The following is a 16,914-nucleotide window of genomic DNA, read 5'->3' as shown; positions in this document are numbered from 1 at the left end:
GCGCATCCGCCCACGTCAGCGACACGATGCGGGCACGCGGTGCCAACATCGGACGGCCGATTGGGACGCCGGGTTAGGGTCTACTACACTAGCTTAGGCTCACCTTAGCGGCACCGAATCCCTCTGCGGCACGGAATCCGCGAGCCCGACCCGACCGGATTCGAGGGAGTACACCCGGTGACCGCACCCCATCCGCATGATCCCCATCCGCACGACGACGGCATCTGCGTCGTCATCTGCTGCTACACCGACGACCGCATGACGCTGCTGACACGCGCGATCGATGCGGTCACCGCACAACTGCATCCCGCCGATCGTCTCGTGGTGGTCACCGACCACAACGACGCGCTCGGGGACCGGGTGAAAACCCTGGTCCACGACCGCCCGGCACGCATCGATGTCGTGCCCAACGGACAGACCCGTGGGTTGTCCGGTGCCCGCAACACCGGCCTGCGGTGCGCGACAGAAGATCTCGTGGTTTTCCTCGACGACGACGCGGTGCTGCGGCCGGGCGGGCTCGCCGATGTGCGTCGAGCCTTCCGCGACCCGTCGCTCCTCGCCATCGGCGGGCGCGTCGAGGCCGCCTGGTCGGGCATCGGCGCTCCCGGCTGGTTTCCCGACGAGTTCGGCTGGGTGGTCGGCTGCGACTATCGGGGTATCGCCCCCGACGGTGCTGACATCCGCAATCCGATCGGCGCCGCGATGGCCGTCCGGCGTACCGCACTGGTCGAGATCGGCGGCTTCGCCGGCGAACTCGGGCGCGTCGGGGATCTGCCGGTCGGTTGCGAGGAGACGCTGATGGGCATCGAGTTGCACCGCCGGTTCACCGACGGTCGGATCGTGCGGAGGGCCGGATTCGCGGTCGACCACTCGGTCACCGAGTCCCGCGCGACACTGCGGTATTTCTTCCGACGCTGCCTGCACGAGGGCCGGTCGAAGGCCGTGCTGCGCCGGATGGCCGGCACGAACGATGCGTTCTCCGCGGAGACCTCCTACGTCCTGCGGACCATTCCCACCGGGATCCTGCGGTATCTCGGCCAGGTGCTCCGCGGAGACCTCGGGGCGCTCGCGCGGCTTCTCGTCATGGTTCTCGGCGTGGCGGTGACCGCCGCGGGGACGGTGTCGGCCCGGCGTGGCGGTGGCCCGGTCACGGCCCGGCGTGGTGGTGGCCCGGTCACGGCCACGCGGGCTCCGTACACCGGCACCGACACGGTGTCGGTGGTCATCCCGACGATCGGTCGCGACCTCCTCACCGACACGGTGAGATCCGTTCTCGCCCAGAATCATTCACCAATCGAGGTCATCGTCGTGGACAACCGTCCGGCGTCCGGGCGGACCCGGCAGATCCTCGACGACTTCGACGACCCGCGGCTGCGGGTGGTCGACGAACCGTTTCCGGGCATCTCCGCGGCCCGCAACGCCGGTATCGCCGCGGCGACGGGACGAATCATCGCGTTCACCGACGACGACGCCCAACCACGTCCGGACTGGGTCTCGACGATCGTGGAGACCTTCGTGCGCGATTCCACCGGCACCATCGGCGCCGTGACCGGCCGCGTTGTGGGCGTGGAGTCCCTCACCGAGCTGCAGCAGATGTTCGAGGACGCCCGGGTCTTCGACAAGGGCGAGGATCTCACGGTGTGGGCGCTGCGCCCGCATCCGACACACGTCGCGGCGGGCGTTGCCGGCGAGCACAACTTCTTCTTTCCCTACACCGCGGGCCAGCTGGGCAGCGGGAACAATCTGGCGCTCGCAGCCGAGATCCTGCCGCACACCGGGGTGTTCGACGAACGCCTCGGAACGGGAACCCCGTCGCGCGGCGGTGAGGACCTCGACCTGATGCGTTCGGTCATCCTTTCCGGATGGGCGATCGCGTACCGCCCGGACGCCGTGGTGACGCACTACCACCGCGACAACATGGCCGAGTTGCGCACGCAGAGTTACGGATACGGCACCGGGATGTCGGCGTCGCTGACCAAGCTGGCGTTGTCCCGGCACGGTCTGGCCCTGGCCTGGCGTATTCCCGCGGGTCTGCGCGCGCTGTTGGTGCCCGGGTCGGAGAATGTCTCGGCGTTCGCCCGGGAACAATGGCCCGACGAACTGCGCACACTCGAACGGCGCGGCTATTTCGCCGGACCTGCACTGTTCTTGCGCGGCCATCGCCGTTGCCGCGGCCGGGCGATGCCCGGCACCGGTACCGGCCACGCCGGTGAACATCCGACGGGATCGACCGCATGACGCTGACCTCTGACCGATCCGAGGCCGGGACCGGAACCGATCGCCACTCGGTCGGGTACGGCTTCCCACCGCGGGCAGCGCTGTCGGTGGCTGCGGTCCTCGCGGTGGTGCTGCTCCTCCTCGACATCGCCGCCGCGGTCGACCTCGACGTCGCCGGCGCCGGGGTGCGCGCGGTACTCGTCTTCGCCGGCGTCCTCACCCTGCCCGGCCTGCCACTGGTCATCGCACTGCGCATCCCCGGCCGCGCGTTGTCGGCGATTCTCGCTGCGGCGATCTCCTTGTCGGTCACCGTACTGGCGGCGCAGACCACGATGATCGCGGAATGGTGGAGTCCGCTACGCACGCAAGCGATTCTGATGGTTGCCACACTTGCGGTGTGTCTCTGGACCTGGCGCACCCTGCCCGCGGCGACCAGGTCGGGAACCTGGCGGCTCGGTCGTCGAACGTGGACCCGCAGCCGGGCGCGGAGCCTCGTGGCACTGGCGGTGGCACTGGCGCTGTTCGTCGTGTCCGCCGAGTCACTGGATGTGCTGCGGGTCGGTCGATTCGGCGTCATCGCAGGTGTGGACGCCTACTTCTTCGTCGGGCTCGCGCTGCTCGCGGTGGTGATCGTCGCCGCGTTGGGCGCCCGACGCCTCGACCCGCTGGTGCTGTCGGTCTCGACGGTGCTCGCCGTCGTCTACAACGGAATGCTCGTCGGTGCTGCCACCGGCGAGACATCGATCCCGACGTCCTTCGTCCACCGCGGTTTCATCAGCATCCTCGCCCAGGGTCACGCGCTCCCCGATCAGATCGACGCGCGCTTCAGCTGGGCCGGATTCTTCAGCATGGCCGCCCACGTCCAGACCGCGGCCGGATTACCGGACGTCACCGGCGTTCTGGTGTGGGCACCACTGGTGTCGGGTGTGGTGATGTCCTTCGGCGTCTACGCCATCGCGATCGCGGTGACCGGCCGCGCCCGCCTGGCGTGGATGTCGGTGCTGCTCTACCACGGTTTCAACTGGTATCAGCAGGACTACTTCGCACCGCAGGCCATGGCCCTGATCGGTTACACCGCCATCCTCGCGACCCTGCTGTGGCAGTTGCGTCGGGCACCGCTCCCCGACTTGGGACAGGGGCGAATTCAGCGTGTGCTCACCGCGTTTCGACGCACCCCGGGTCGCGTACCCGGCATCGGCGCGGGACGCACCCTGGCTCTCGAGGCGATCCTCGTCGTCATCGTGGCAGCGGGCACCGTCTCCCATCAGATGACCCCGATCCTCACGATCGTGGCGTTGGCGGCGTTCGCGGCGACCGGAACCACCCGCTACCGCACGCTGTGGCTGGCGGCCGGCCTGATCTTCGCCGCGTGGTTCTCTTACGGCGCCACCGACTTCTGGCTTGGTCACCTGCAGTCCCTCGTCGAGGAGGTCGGCAAGGTCGGCCAGTCGGTGGAGGCCGGCGTCGGTGATCGACTCAGCGGCGATCCCACCTACACCCGAATGCAGTATCTGCGCATGATGGCCTCCGGTGGATTCGCCCTCGTCGGCCTCATCGGCTGGTTCGTCTGGCGGACCAAGCGAACGCGGCTGATCGCCGGACTCCTCTGTGCCGCACCGTTTCTGCTGGTGGCACTGCAGAGTTACGGCGGTGAGATGATCATCCGCTGCTTCCTGCTCGCCTCACCCGTGCTCGCGCCGTTCGTCGCCCTGACCCTGGCCTGGGTCGGCCACCGGATCGACATGGCCCGTCGTCGACGACCGGGCTCGTCACGTCTGACCGTGCTGACGTCGATGGTGTTGTGCGTCGCGGTGTTCGCCGTCGGTGTCCTCGAAACCACCAACCGCGGATTGAACACCGCATTCGAGGCATCCACCCGCGATGAGGTAGTGCTCACCGACGAGTTCATGGCGACGATTCCCCCGGATTCACTGGTGATGAGTTTCAGCCACGCGCCACACTCGGTCGGCATTCGTCGGACGCTGGACCCGCACGGCCCGAAGTTCGCGTTCATCGATTCCTATCCGTGTTTGAACAACATCGCACTGTGCACCGAGCAGCGCGATCCCGACTTCGTCTACATCACCAATCAGGGGATCCAGATGCTCGTACTCCAGTACGGCCAGGACCCGTCGTGGTTACGTCAACAGATCGACGAGGTCGTCGATACCGGACGCTTCCGGGTCACGGTCAACACCCCGAGCGTGCAGATCCTCCGCAACGTGAAGAACGGACCGACATCATGAATCTCACCATCGCCGCGTTCGTCGCCGGCGCCGTGCTGCTCGTGGTGGGCGCGGCACTTCGCGAATTCCAGGTCCCCGCATCGGGTACGACGGGCCGGGGTCGCCTGGCACATCGGGTGACCATCCTGGTGGCCGCGTGCACCGTGGTCGCCGCCTGCCTGACCGTGCAGCGCCTCGCGGTGATGGCGCTGTGAGACGGCCCCGGCGGAAACGACCAGGATCACCACGCCCGCGGCTGCTGCCGATTGCGTTGGGCGCCACGCTGATCGCCGGCGTCGCCGCATGCGCACCGGCGTCGGGCGACCCGATGCACAACGCCGCGCAGACGACCAACTGCGTCGGCTCAGGGGTCGACGGCGCGGGCACCACGCCCACCGCCCAAGACCGACGATTGTGGAAGCGCGAGTTCGTCGACACCTTCGATCGATGTGACCTCGGCGATCGCTGGAGTACCTATTCCGGGTCGCCGGGCGGCAATCCCGTCGGCCGGTGGGATGCGTCGATGGTGCGCGTGCACGACGGAGTGCTGCGACTCCTGGGCGAGAAGACCACGTCGGGTTGGGTGACCGGTGGCGTCTCCAACTATCCGGTCACCCAGACCTACGGGCGGTGGGAGGTGCGGATGCGGGCCACCGACAGCGCCGATCTCTCCTATCACATGCTGTTGTGGCCCAAGGACGAACAATGGCCGCCCGAGATCGACTTCGCCGAATCCATCGCCTCCCGGCGCGATCAGATGTCGGCGTTCGTGCACTGGGTCGACGCCCGAAACCGGGACGGGGACAACAAGAAAGCCCACGCCGAGGTGAGCGGCGACTTCGGCGACTGGCACACCGTCGGCGTCGAGTGGCTGCCCGGGCTGATCCGGTACCTGCTCGATGGCCGGGTGTGGGCGGAGGTCCGTGATCCGGTGATGGTGCCGTCGGTGCCGATGTGGCTCGGCATGCAGGTCGAGGCCGGAGCGTGTGAACGTCGAGCCGACTGGGGTATGGCGACATGCTCACCCGACGAACCACGTCCGACGCGTGGTCAGGTCGAGATCGACTGGGTGGCAGTGTATTCGCCCATCGATGATGTCGCGGCGTTCACCCGTGCCGGATATCTCACGCCGACACCTGGCGCCGCTCAGCTCGGACCGAGCTGAGCGCGCCCGCCCAGAGCACGGGCCAGTGGGACCGCCACCAGTGTGGCCGCCGTACCCTCGGCGATGACCATCGCCCACCCGGCGGCGATCAGCCCGTGATCGCCGATCCACGCGGCGGTCAACGACAGCATCGTCACGGCACTGATCACCTGAACCGCCAACGCCGGACCGAGCCGGCACCGCACACGGCAGATCCCGACGAACGCCAGCCCCACCGCCGCGAGCGGCAGTGCGGTGGCACCGAGCCGGAGCAGGACGGTCCCGTGTGCGGCGTAGTCCGCTCCGGCCAGCCGCAGGAACATCGGGCCGATCACGATCAGGACCAGCGCCGCCACCATCGCCCCGCCGACGAGAATGGCCACGAACTGCCGCGTACGACGCAGGGCCACTTGGACATTCGGCGACACCGGGGAATTCGCGGGCCGTGCGGCATCGTCGGCACTCATCGCCGCCACATACGGGCCCAGCAGCATGGTCAACAGCACCAGCACCGCGCTCACCAGAGACCAGACGATCGAGAAGTACGCATTCTGATCGGCCCCGACCCGCGCGATCACCACCGGCGGCAGGATCAGCGGCGTGATCGCGCCGGCCACATAGACGCCGTAATTGCCTGCGAGAAAACGGCGTTGGGTCCGCCACGCGGGCAGCGCCATCGATGTCGACACGAGATCGGCGGCACGCAGCCGGAGTTCACGGCGAGCGAACCACCACAGCAGAGCAGCCGCGATCGCCGCCGTCACCACCCAGCTGCCGATGAGACCGAGCCGGTCGGCCGACAGTGCGAGCGCGGCCGCAGCGGCGAGTTTGGCGACCGCGTGCACGATGTTCTTCTGGGCCGACCAGTCGGCGCGTCCCATCGCGATGCTCACGTGGTCGAGCATCGCGAACGACGACAGGACCACCACCACGATCGGGAACATCCACATCTGCACGGCGCCGTCGAACATCTCCGACGTCGGGCCGACGATCAGGAACCCGCAGCCGAGCAGCGCGCCGCAGCTCGCTCCGATCAGCAGTCCTCGGCTCGGAAGTGTCAGGCTGCGTTCCCCGGCAATCGGGAGAAACCGTTCGAGATAAGCGCCGATTCCCAGGTTGCCGAACGCCGAGAGCATGGTGGCGGTGGTGATCACCGCGGCAGCGGCTCCGACCTCCGACGCCGGGTACATGCGCCCGGCCAGGACCCAGTAGACCAACCCGAGAACCGCGGTTCCCAGACCCGAGACCACCAGTGCCGCGGAGCTTCTCGCGATCGTCTGACCGGTCGGTGCAGGCCCGTCGGACAGATCGGCGCGAGCGGCGATCACCCCGCGAGTTCGTCGGATGCGAGTTCGATCGCGGCACCCGCGCGCACTCCGTGACGCGTCGCCGACCGGTGCGAACGCCAGTGCTTGAACTCCTGGTTGATGGTGCGCAACACGCGCATGCCATCGCTGTAGGCATTGAGGTTGCTGCGCCCGTGCAGTCGTGGCCCCTCGAAGCTGCCGACCTCGGTGATCCGCAGACCGGCGGTGGCCAACCGAACGTTGATGACGGTCTCGATCTCGAACCCGTCCCCCCATTGCGCCCGTCGATATCCGGTGGGCGGCAACTCGATCTGCTCGGCGTGACGCGCCCAGAAGGCGTTGTAGCCGTAGCAGAGATCGGTGAACTTCGTGTGGAAGTAGACGTTGACGATGGTGTTGAGGGCTTTGTTGCCGATCCGTCGCAATGCGGTGATGTCGGTGCTGCCGCCGGCGCCGACGAACCGACTGCCCTTGGCCAGGTCGGCGCCCTCGACCAGCGCCTGCACGAACAGCGGGATCTCCGCCGGATCGGTGGAGCCGTCGGCATCGATCGTCACGATGATGTCGCCTGTGCAGGCCTCGATCCCGCACGCGAGTGCATTGCCCTTGCCCGAGCGGGTCTGGGTCACGAAAGTGGCCTCGGGCCACAGCTTTCGGGCCACCGCGACGGTGTCGTCGGCCGAGTTGCCGTCGACGAAGACGATCTGATCGATGCCCTCGGGCATCCGGAAGGCCACATAGGGCAAATTCTTGGCCTCGTTCATCGCCGGGATGATCACCGAGACGCTCGGACGAGAGCCCGCCGCGTCGGAGATGGGCGAAACGTCACCATGCCCGATGGGCGAAACGTCACCGTGCCCAAGGATTTCCGGTCGTGCGCTGTCCTGCATGGGTCCCCACTCGTTGCGGTTCGAACTACCTGAAGTTAGGCTTAGCGTAGACTAAAGGTTAGCCTAACCAAAGCCCGGTTCGCCGGAGTGCCGCACTTCACACCTTCTGCGGCGAATTGCGATCACCGCACAGGCTAGCCTAGCCTAAGTAGTTGTTCCACCCAGGCCTGCCAGGAGACCCGATGAACACCTTTCCGGATGGATATCGCCGTCCACATCCCACGGGCGGCAAGGCTATTCGGCTCTCCCGCATCGCCGATCCGGTGACCATGCGAGCCCAGATCGTGCCGATGGACCATTCGGTCACCGTCGGTCCGCTGGGCCCCACGCACCACACCGAACGCATGGTCCGGTTGCTGGCCGATTCCGGCTGTGACGCCGTGGTGCTCCACCGTGGTCGCGCACAGCAGGTCTCCTCGACGGCATTCGCCACCATGGGGTTGATCGTGCACCTGTCGGCGAGTACTTCCCTCGGTCCCGACCAGGACGCGAAGGTACTCGTCGGGGGTGTCGACGCCGCCCTGCGGATCGGCGCGGATGCGGTGAGTGTGCACGTCAACGTCGGCTCCGCGACCGAGACACGACAACTGCAGGACTTCGCCGCCGTCTCCCGGGAATGCGACGCGCTCGGGGTCCCACTGCTGGCCATGATGTACGCGCGCGGTCCGGCCCTCCCCGCCCAGCCGGCGGGAACGACGCTGGCCCATCTCGCGGCCATCGCCACCGATCTCGGCGCCGACATGGTCAAACTCGACTACGCCGGCTCCGCAGAGGTCATGCGGGCCGTCGTCGACTCCACCCCCGCACCGATCTACGTCGCCGGCGGCCCGGGTCGCACCGACGACGAGGCCATCGAATTCGGCGCCGAGGTGCTCACCAGCGGAGTCGCCGGGTTGAGCTTCGGCCGCAACATCTTCGACGCCGCCGACCCGTTCCGGGTGGCCAGCAGCCTGGCCGATCTGGTGCACCGGCGCGTGGGCACCACCGCGATGGCCCGCGCCGGAGCGCCCGCCGACGTCGCCGCGCTCGAATCGGCCTGAGCCGAATCGCTCGGGTTCGAGTCCGGCCTGGTTCGGGTCAGGCCCGGTCCGACACTTCCACCCACTTCACCGCGCCGATGCCCTCCGGTCGCGCGTCACCACCGTCAGCAGAACAGGAATCCATCCGTGTCCACCACCGACATGTCCACCGCCACCGGCGAGCTCATCGTCACCGACCAGATCGTGCCCACCGCCGCCACCGGCGCTGCGCGTGCCACCACGCATTTCGGATGGATCGACGTGCGGGGCCTGAACTCACCGGTGCGCGACGCGGTCATCGCCGCCGCGCTCAACCAGGGTCTGGACGGAATCGTCGCCGACGACCCGCAGGTGCTGAGCGATCTGCCACCGACCGTGCGTCGAATCCTGTTCGCCGCCAATGGCGTATCCGCCTCGGAGGCCGACCTCGTCCTCATCGACGCCGACGCGGTCGATCCCACCACCGCCACCGACGCCCTGACCGGCCTGCACATCACCGTCTCCGATGCGCCCACCCTGGCACAGGCGTGTGACGCGGTGCGCGTCACCCCGTGGACCGTTCTGACCTTCACCGATCCCACCAAGATCCCACTCGAGATCGTGATCGCCGCCGCCGAGAACTCCGGCGGCAAGACGGTGACCGTGGTCAATGACATCACCGACGCCGAGATCGTGAAACTCGTTCTCGAACACGGCTCCGACGGGCTGGTCCTCGCACCCCGGCACGCCGACGACGTCCTCGCGCTCGCGACGATCCTGTCCCCGACCGCCGACCGGGTCGAGCTGTCCCACCTGACGATCACCGGCGTCGAGCACATCGGTATGGGCGAACGGGCCTGCATCGATACGTGCTCCCTGCTCGAGTTGGACGAGGGTTGCCTCATCGGTTCGTTCGCGAGCGGAATGTTCCTGTCCTGCAGCGAGACCCATCCACTCCCCTACATGCCGACGCGTCCGTTCCGATGGAATGCCGGTGCCGTGCACTCCTATGTCCTCACCCCCGACAACCGGACCCGCTACGTCAGCGAACTGCGCGCAGGTCAGCCGATCCTCGCGGTCCGTTCGGACGGTTCGGCCCGCGAGGTACGGATCGGACGGGTGAAGATCGAACGCCGCCCACTGATCTCGATCACGGCGACGAGTCCGGACGGCAAGACGATCAATGTCATCGCGCAGGACGATTGGCATGTTCGCCTGCTCGGCCCCGGCGGCAGCGTCAACAACGTCACCGAACTCACCCCCGGCGACGTGCTGCTCGGCTACGTCCCCACCGAGGCACGCCACGTCGGGCTGCCCATCACCGAGTTCTGTGAAGAACGCTGAGCGCCTTGGCGATCGGTTCGCCGCGACTGTCGCCGCCCACGCCGACCGATCCGCGCTGCGCATCGGCGACCGGTGCTGGGGCTATCGGGAACTCGACGACGAGCTGAGCGGCCACCGAGCAACTCTCGACGAGATCTGCGCCGATCCCGACCGGCCGGTCGCGGTCGTCGTCGATGGTACGGCGGCGACGTTCCTGCCCATGCTGGCCGTACTCTTCTCCCCGCATCCGTTGATCCCCCTCGATGCCGCCTCGCCGCAGTCGCGGGTGTCGACCATCCTCACCGACACCGGAGCACTGCTCTGGCGCACCGCCCCCGGGACCGGCGCAGACACCGCGCCCGGAGCCGAATCCGCGCCGGGTTACCCCCGGGTGGACTGCGCGGTGCTCGCCTACACCTCTGGTTCCACCGGCACCCCCAAGGCCGTCCGGCAGGGAGACGAGCTGTGGCTGCATCAGGCGACCGAACTCGCCCACGAACTGGGCATCGTTCCGGGATCGGTCGTCGCACAAGCACTTCCAGCCACCTTCGGTGGTGGGCTCGACGTCACCGTCACCGCGCTGCTCGCCGGGGCGTTGCTGTGGACACTCGATCCGCGAATCGACGGCGTGGGGGATCTGGTCGCCGAACTTCGAGGTCGCCGCCCACAGTCGCTACACCTGTCGCCCGCGTTGCTGCGGGCGGTCCTCGACACCGCCGGCGCCGGCGAGGCATTGAGCGGCATCGACCTGGTGGCCACCTGTGGTGAAGCGCTCGATGCGGTCGAGGTCGACCGACTGCGCGCACTGACGCCCGAGGTCACCTTCGTGAACCGGTCCGGCTCGTCGGAGACCGGAAACCTCGCCTTCAACTCGTTCACACCCGACCGGGAGCTGCCGACCGGCACGCTGCCCGCCGGACGCATCGCGGCGGGCAAACACATACGCGTGCTCGACGAGCACGGCACACCACTCCCGGACGGCGCGGTCGGCGCGATCGAGGTGCGCTCGCCCCATCTCGCACGCGGATATCTCTGCGACGGTGAGCTCGTCGACTTCGCGACGCACGACACCGGTGACAAAGAGGGGCCCACCGCACCGCCGATACGCAGTCACCGTACCGGCGACATGGGGCGGGTCGACGGTGACCGGCTCACGCTGCTCGGTCGCAGTGACGACACGGTGAAGATCCGTGGCTACCGCGTCGACATCGGCGAGGTGACCGCCGCGGCCCGCGCCGCCGACGGCGTGGGCGATGCCGTGGTCATCGCCCGAGAGTCCACGGGCCGCACCGAACTCGTCGCATACGTCGCACCCCCACGGACCGCCCGCGCCCCGGCGATCGCGACGGTGCGCACCGCCATCGGCCGGGCTGTGCCGTCCTGGATGGTCCCCACCCACATCGTCCTGCTGCCCGAACTCCCCCGCACCGAGCGCGGCAAGGTCGATCGCAGCGCACTGCCCGCACCCCGACGGCGCCCCGCGTACATGCCACCGGCCACCGGTACCGAAAAGCTGCTGGCACCGATCTATGCCGACCTCCTCGGGATCGGGACAGACGGGATCGGGGCGGGCGGGATCGGGGCGGGCGGGATCGGGGCGGACGACGACTTCGTCGCGCTCGGTGGCGATTCACTCACCGCGGTGACCCTCCTGCGACGCGTCGAGGAAACCTTCGGGGTGAGCCTGCCCCCGTCCGCACCGATCACCGACCCGACGGTGCGAGACCTCGCCGCGCGCATCGACGCAGGCGCACCCATGAGCGCCGACGGCGTCGTGGTCCATCTGCGTGGAACAGACGATGTCGCCGCAAGCAACGATCCCGGCGGCTCCCCCGCTCACACCCCGATCGTGTTCGCCTTCGCCGGCGCCGGCGAGTCGGCACTGGCCTTCGCTCCCCTGGCGCGGCGCCTATCCGGGTATCGCGTCATCGGCCTCCACGCCCATGGTCTGGAGAACCGTGGCATCCCCGATCCGACGATCCGGCGGGCCGCCCGACGTTTCGCCGGTCACGTGCGCCGGTTCTGCCCCCACGGCCCCTATCGATTCGTCGGCCACTCACTCGGTGGCGTGATCGCCATGGAGGTCGCGCGCATCCTCATCGACGACGGCGAGGTGATCGAGCACATCGTGTGTCTCGACACCGTACTCATCGGGCCGCTGCAGCGTCGTCTGCCGGTCCACCTGCCCGCATCCACCGACGACACCGCAGACACCGCCGACACCGCAACCGGATCCGATGTCGTCGATCCCGAACAGGCTGCTGCAGAACACTGTTCGACGTGGGAGCTGTGGCGTACCCGGGTGGCATTGCTCACCGCCGGATGGTGGCCACGGCCGGCCGATGCCCAGTGGTCGCTCTTCCACGAACTCGGGCGACGCTCGGCGTTACTGCATCGATTGCACCCCTGGCCGGGCCCGGTCACCGTCGTTCTCGCCGAGGACAACCCCGATCCCGGCGAATGGTGGGATGTGATCGCGCCCGATCACCAAGGCGTGCACCGCATCAGCGGCGACCACAACGGGATCCTGCGCGCACCGCACGTCGATGCGACGGCGGAGATCGTCACCGACGCCCTTACCGGGGCGAACGTATGACACCCCGGTTCGCGGTGTACATCGCCGCGCACGACAAGCCCGCATTGTTCGCCGATCTGGTTGCCTCGCTACATCATCCGCAGATCGATGTCTATGCCCACGTCGATCGCGCCGTCGACAGTCGTCCGTTTCACGAGGCGGTACGTGCCGTACTGCCCGAGGCGGCGCATCCGGTGCGGTTCGTCGCCGAGCGTGACCGCATTCGGGTGAACTGGGGTGGCATCAGCCTGGTGTCGGCCAGCCTGCGGCTACTTGCCCTCTCCACGGGCTCCGGCCGTGTCTACCATCGTCATTCGTTGTTGTCGGGGACCGATCTGCTGCTTCGGCCGCTGCCCCAGCTGATCGACGCGTGGTCCGGCGACGTCGAGTTCCTGCGCGTCGATTGCGCACTGGATTCCGGGCCGCACCGCGCGACCGTCGACCGGTATCACTTTCCCGACCATCCGAGCCTGCGCCGATTGTCCGGTCGCATTCCGCGCCCGCCGATCGAACGGCGCCTCTACCGCGGGTCCAACTGGTGGTCGCTCACCGACGCGGCGATCGGGATCATCGCCCGCACCCTTGCCGACGACCCGGGGTGGTTGCGGGATCTGCGGTTCGCCTCGTGCCCCGACGAGATCGTGTTCCACTCGATCCTCATGGGATCGGCTCGGGCGCCGGCCATCGGGCAGAACTACGCCGAGTGTGTCCACGACAACTATCGGCATCCCGAGTCCGACTGCGTACACAGCGACGTGACGATCCACGGGCAGCACTACATCGACTGGACCGACCCCGACGGCGTCTCACCACCGGATCTCGATGTCGAGGCACTGCGACGCGCACTCGACAGCCCGGCCCTGTTCGCCCGCAAGGTGCCCTCGGGCTGGACGTGGCGTACCGGGCCCCTGCCCGGCCCGTCAGACAGCGACCCGACAGACACCGCCCGGCCCGCTCGGGTGCGCGCGTGATCGGCCGGCTCGCCACCCGGGATCGGTTGACGATCAACGCTTCTGCCCTGATGGCCAGCTCGGTGGGTACCGGGTTGCTGGGACTGGTGTACTGGATCGTCGCCGAGCACCACTTCCCCACCGCCGAGGTCGGCCGAGCCTCGGCGGTGATCAGCTCGGCGACCGTGCTGTCCTCTCTGGCCTGTCTGTCCCTCGGTGGTGCGTTCCAGCGGTTCCTGCCGGTCGCGGGCGGCGCCGCCCTGCGCTACATCGTCGGCGGGTATCTCCTGACCGCGGCCACCGGCGTCGTCCTCGCCACCGGATTCGTGGTCGTCGGACTCGGAGACCGAATCCTGCACAGCGCCGGTGAACGAATCGCCTTCGTCGCCATGGTCGCGGTGTTCGCGCTCTACGCGCTCACCGACCCCATCCTCACCGGCTTGCGGCGCGCTCCGGCCGTCGCGGTCAAGAACATCACGCTCTCGGCGATCAAGATCGTTCCCATCGTCCTCCTGGCCGGTGTGCCCTCGGCACTGGCCATCTCCGGTTCCTGGGCGTTGTTGGCGGCCGTGGTCACCGCCGTCTTCGTGTTCGGTGTCTGCCGCACCGCGATCGCTCGTCGCGGCCAACGTCGCGACCTACCCGCAGGGCGCGAGCTGTTGTCGTTCCAGGGAGCCTTCTTCTTCCTGATGCTGGTGTCGTCGGTGACCCCGCTGGCGTTGCCGCTGGTCGTCGTCGCCAAGACCGACACCACCCAGAACGCCTACTTCAATCTGGCGTGGACGATGTGTTCGGCCGCCGGGATGCTGCGCGCGTCGATCGGTTCGGCATTCATCGTCGAGGCCTCCGCGCCCGACGCCGACCGCCCGGCACTGCTCCGACGTCTGGGCACCATGCTGGGACTGGTCACCGGGGTCGTCGCGGCGGGATTGGCGATCGGGGGGCCGGTCGTGCTGCTGCTCGCCGGCCGCGACTACTTCCACGCGGCGGGGCCGCTGATGGTCGTCATGGCCGTCGAATCGATCGTGGAAACCGTTGTGGTGACCTACTTCTTGATCGCCCAGCTGCAACGACGGATGCGGTTGATGGTCGCCGCCCAGGTGATCATGGTGATCACCACCGTCGGTGGAGCGTGGGTGTTGCTCGATCCGCTCGGGCTGCTCGGCGTCGCGGTGGCCTCACTGATCGCGGTGGTGATCACCCTCGCGGTGGTCGCCCGACCGCTGATCCTCGGGGTGCGCGCGATGCTGCACGACACGCCGGCGAACACTCCTCGTACCGAACGCACCGACAGCCCTCCGGTCGTGGCACCCGGCGGGTCGGGCGCCGGTGTCACCGACGTCGGGCAGCCAACGTCGCCTCGATGACGCGACGCGAACAGAACCGGGCGGTCTGGACGCCCGGCTTCCGCCGGAATGCCCGCGCCGCGGCCGCCGAGGTGATCACCGCGGTCCGCATCACCCCGGCCTCCTCGGGCCACAGCAGGTCGCGGACGACATGATCCGGCAGGGCTCGCACACCGGTGCGGTTCGCATGCGCGGCCGCAATCGCCAGATGCGCCTCCCGTTGCTCGGCACTGTGCCGGTTGCTCACCTGCGACGGATGAATGCGGTACCGATAACCCACCGACGCGACGTTGCCGATCCGTCCGAACGCCGAGAGTCGCGCGTAGAACTCGTAATCCTCGGCGTGGGCGAACTGCGGATCGAATCGCAGCGCGGCCTCCGTCACGACGTCGCGGCGCATCATCACCGAAGCGCCACACAGACTTCCGGCCAGCAGCAGCCGCTGACGGCACGCCCTGTCCGAACGCGGCATCCGCACGCGCCCGGTCATCGATCCGAACAATTCATAGTCGGTGCCGCAGGCGATCCCGTCGGGATGCCGGTGAAACCACCGTAGTTGCGACTGCAACCGGCCGGGGGTCGAGATGTCGTCGGCGTCCATGCGCGCCAGATACCTCCCGCGGGCCTCGTCGAGGCCACGGTTCAAGGCGGCCACGAGTCCCGAATTCGGTTGTCTCACCACACGTATGCGCGGTTCGTCGAGAGTGTGCAGCACCTCGGCACCGCCGTCGGTGGAGCCGTCGTCGATCACCAGGAGCTCCAGATCGTCGACGCCCTGCTCGAGAATCGACCGCGCGGCCGCCTCGATGTGGTCGGCGGCGTTGTACGCCGGCATCAGGACCGTCACCAGCGGTGGGTCCGACCGCCCGGTCAGCGCCATCGCAACACCGCAGAGTAGAGGCCCGGTGCGAACTTCATCAGCACCGCGAATCTCGCCTCCCGCAGATGGCGTCCGGCCCACAGGGCCGGGAGATCGTGCAGGGTGATGTCGGCGCGGACCCGACGGATCGCCGTGCGATACAACGGCAATTCGGCCCGGCCGTGATGCGCCGACCGCATCGCGACGTGGGCCACCGACGTCAGCACCTCGCGGTAACGGAAGCCCACGAAGTCGCGGGACCAGTCCACCCCGCGGTCGGCGCCGCAGATCAGTTCTCGCACATCGGCTTCGACGCGGAAGAGGTCGAGCGTCGAGGGACTCAGGGCCGTCGACAACGAGCCCTCCCGATACAGATAGCGATACAGCGGCTCGGCCACGGTGGCCACCCGATCCACCGACAATGCCAGCCGCACACTGGTCGCGACATCTTCGTAGGCCTGATCCTGTGCCCACGGGCGGGTTCCGAGGATCTCGCGGCGAAAGATCTTGGTACAGGCATACGCCTTCGCGCGGCCGCAGAGGATCTCGCGGGCATAGCGCTCCCCGGTGAGCACCTCGCCCGGTGGCGGCGCCTCGTCGATCTGCAGGATGTTGCCGTCGACGTCGACGCGCCGCGTCCGGGTGACGGCGAATGCCGCGTCGTGCCGCACGATCGCGTCGACGAGGCGCTCCACGAAGTCGGGGTCGGCCTGATCGTCGCTGTCGAGGAACCAGACCAGATCGGTCGCCAATTGCGCCAGCCCGGTGTTGCGGGCCCGTCCCAGACCACCGTTGCAGGGTTGGCGGATGAGCGTATGCGCGCGCCCGTGCTCGGCCAGCACCCGCTGGGCCAGCGGAACCGAATCGTCGCCCCCACGGTCATCGACGAGCACGATCTCGTCAACGGGGAAGGTCTGCGCCAGAACCGATTCGAGGCAGCCACGAACATAGGGCGCGCACCGGTACACGGGGATCACGACGCCGACGGTCGGCCTCACCCTCACCGCACCTCGCTTCCCGGTTCCATACCCTTCGTGATGAGGATAGCCTAAGCAAATTCGCAGGTGTCGACGGTGCCGC

13 protein-coding genes are annotated in these 16,914 nt (G+C 68.2%); 9 read left to right on the top strand and 4 right to left on the bottom strand.

Annotation, left to right across the window (positions count from 1 at the left end; translation table 11 throughout):
* Positions 1-177: 177 nt before the first annotated feature.
* Genes P3L18_RS08975 through P3L18_RS08960 form a run of 4 tightly spaced genes read left to right on the top strand, consistent with a single transcriptional unit; the run spans position 178 to position 5,607 of the window.
* The gene (locus P3L18_RS08975) at positions 178-2,238 is read left to right on the top strand and encodes a glycosyltransferase family 2 protein (RefSeq protein WP_276113907.1); all 2,061 of its coding nucleotides are present in this window, start codon (positions 178-180) and stop codon (positions 2,236-2,238) included.
* Entirely contained in the window at positions 2,235-4,463 is a 2,229-nt protein-coding gene (locus P3L18_RS08970) for a hypothetical protein (RefSeq protein ID WP_276113906.1), read from the top strand. Before P3L18_RS08975 ends, P3L18_RS08970 begins: the two co-directional genes overlap by 4 nt.
* Complete coding sequence (locus P3L18_RS08965) at positions 4,460-4,657, top strand: hypothetical protein (protein WP_079929657.1); 198 nt, start codon at positions 4,460-4,462, stop codon at positions 4,655-4,657. The genes P3L18_RS08970 and P3L18_RS08965 overlap by 4 nt, the downstream gene beginning before the upstream one ends.
* A gap of 56 nt (positions 4,658-4,713) precedes the next feature.
* Positions 4,714-5,607 (top strand): glycoside hydrolase family 16 protein, encoded by an 894-nt coding sequence (locus P3L18_RS08960; RefSeq protein ID WP_014359971.1) that lies wholly within the window; start codon positions 4,714-4,716, stop codon positions 5,605-5,607.
* Here the strand turns inward: P3L18_RS08960 and P3L18_RS08955 are convergent.
* Both P3L18_RS08955 and P3L18_RS08950 read right to left on the bottom strand, forming a co-directional pair.
* A complete protein-coding gene (locus tag P3L18_RS08955) occupies positions 5,589-6,914 on the bottom strand; it encodes an oligosaccharide flippase family protein (protein ID WP_276113905.1) in 1,326 nt (441 codons plus the stop codon). The genes P3L18_RS08960 and P3L18_RS08955 overlap by 19 nt on opposite strands.
* Entirely contained in the window at positions 6,911-7,783 is an 873-nt protein-coding gene (locus P3L18_RS08950) for a glycosyltransferase family 2 protein (RefSeq protein ID WP_276113904.1), read from the bottom strand. Before P3L18_RS08950 ends, P3L18_RS08955 begins: the two co-directional genes overlap by 4 nt.
* Positions 7,784-7,965: 182 nt before the next feature.
* Between P3L18_RS08950 and P3L18_RS08945 the strand changes: the two genes are divergently transcribed.
* The 5 genes from P3L18_RS08945 (at position 7,966) to P3L18_RS08925 (ending at position 14,996) form a co-directional block, all read left to right on the top strand.
* On the top strand, positions 7,966-8,823 hold the full coding sequence (locus tag P3L18_RS08945; RefSeq protein WP_276113903.1) for a 2-amino-3,7-dideoxy-D-threo-hept-6-ulosonate synthase: 858 nt from the start codon (positions 7,966-7,968) through the stop codon (positions 8,821-8,823).
* Between the two features lie 141 nt (positions 8,824-8,964).
* Entirely contained in the window at positions 8,965-10,125 is a 1,161-nt protein-coding gene (locus tag P3L18_RS08940; protein ID WP_276113967.1) for a 3-dehydroquinate synthase II family protein, read from the top strand.
* A complete protein-coding gene (locus P3L18_RS08935) occupies positions 10,112-12,700 on the top strand; it encodes an AMP-binding protein (RefSeq protein WP_276113902.1) in 2,589 nt (862 codons plus the stop codon). Before P3L18_RS08940 ends, P3L18_RS08935 begins: the two co-directional genes overlap by 14 nt.
* Complete coding sequence (locus P3L18_RS08930; RefSeq protein WP_276113901.1) at positions 12,697-13,650, top strand: beta-1,6-N-acetylglucosaminyltransferase; 954 nt, start codon at positions 12,697-12,699, stop codon at positions 13,648-13,650. Before P3L18_RS08935 ends, P3L18_RS08930 begins: the two co-directional genes overlap by 4 nt.
* Positions 13,647-14,996, top strand: coding sequence for a polysaccharide biosynthesis protein (locus P3L18_RS08925; RefSeq protein WP_276113900.1), 1,350 nt, complete (start codon positions 13,647-13,649; stop codon positions 14,994-14,996). Before P3L18_RS08930 ends, P3L18_RS08925 begins: the two co-directional genes overlap by 4 nt.
* On the opposite strand, the gene P3L18_RS08920 is transcribed toward P3L18_RS08925, so the two are convergent.
* Both P3L18_RS08920 and P3L18_RS08915 read right to left on the bottom strand, forming a co-directional pair.
* The gene (locus P3L18_RS08920; RefSeq protein WP_276113899.1) at positions 14,962-15,855 is read right to left on the bottom strand and encodes a glycosyltransferase family A protein; all 894 of its coding nucleotides are present in this window, start codon (positions 15,853-15,855) and stop codon (positions 14,962-14,964) included. The genes P3L18_RS08925 and P3L18_RS08920 overlap by 35 nt on opposite strands.
* Positions 15,846-16,832, bottom strand: a complete 987-nt coding sequence (locus P3L18_RS08915; RefSeq protein ID WP_276113898.1) for a glycosyltransferase family 2 protein — start codon at positions 16,830-16,832, stop codon at positions 15,846-15,848. Before P3L18_RS08915 ends, P3L18_RS08920 begins: the two co-directional genes overlap by 10 nt.
* Positions 16,833-16,914: the final 82 nt, after the last annotated feature.

The sequence above is a fragment of the Gordonia sp. N1V genome, assembly GCF_029269935.1.
Lineage (GTDB): Bacteria > Actinomycetota > Actinomycetes > Mycobacteriales > Mycobacteriaceae > Gordonia > Gordonia polyisoprenivorans.
This window is presented reverse-complemented; position numbering and strand designations above follow the sequence as displayed.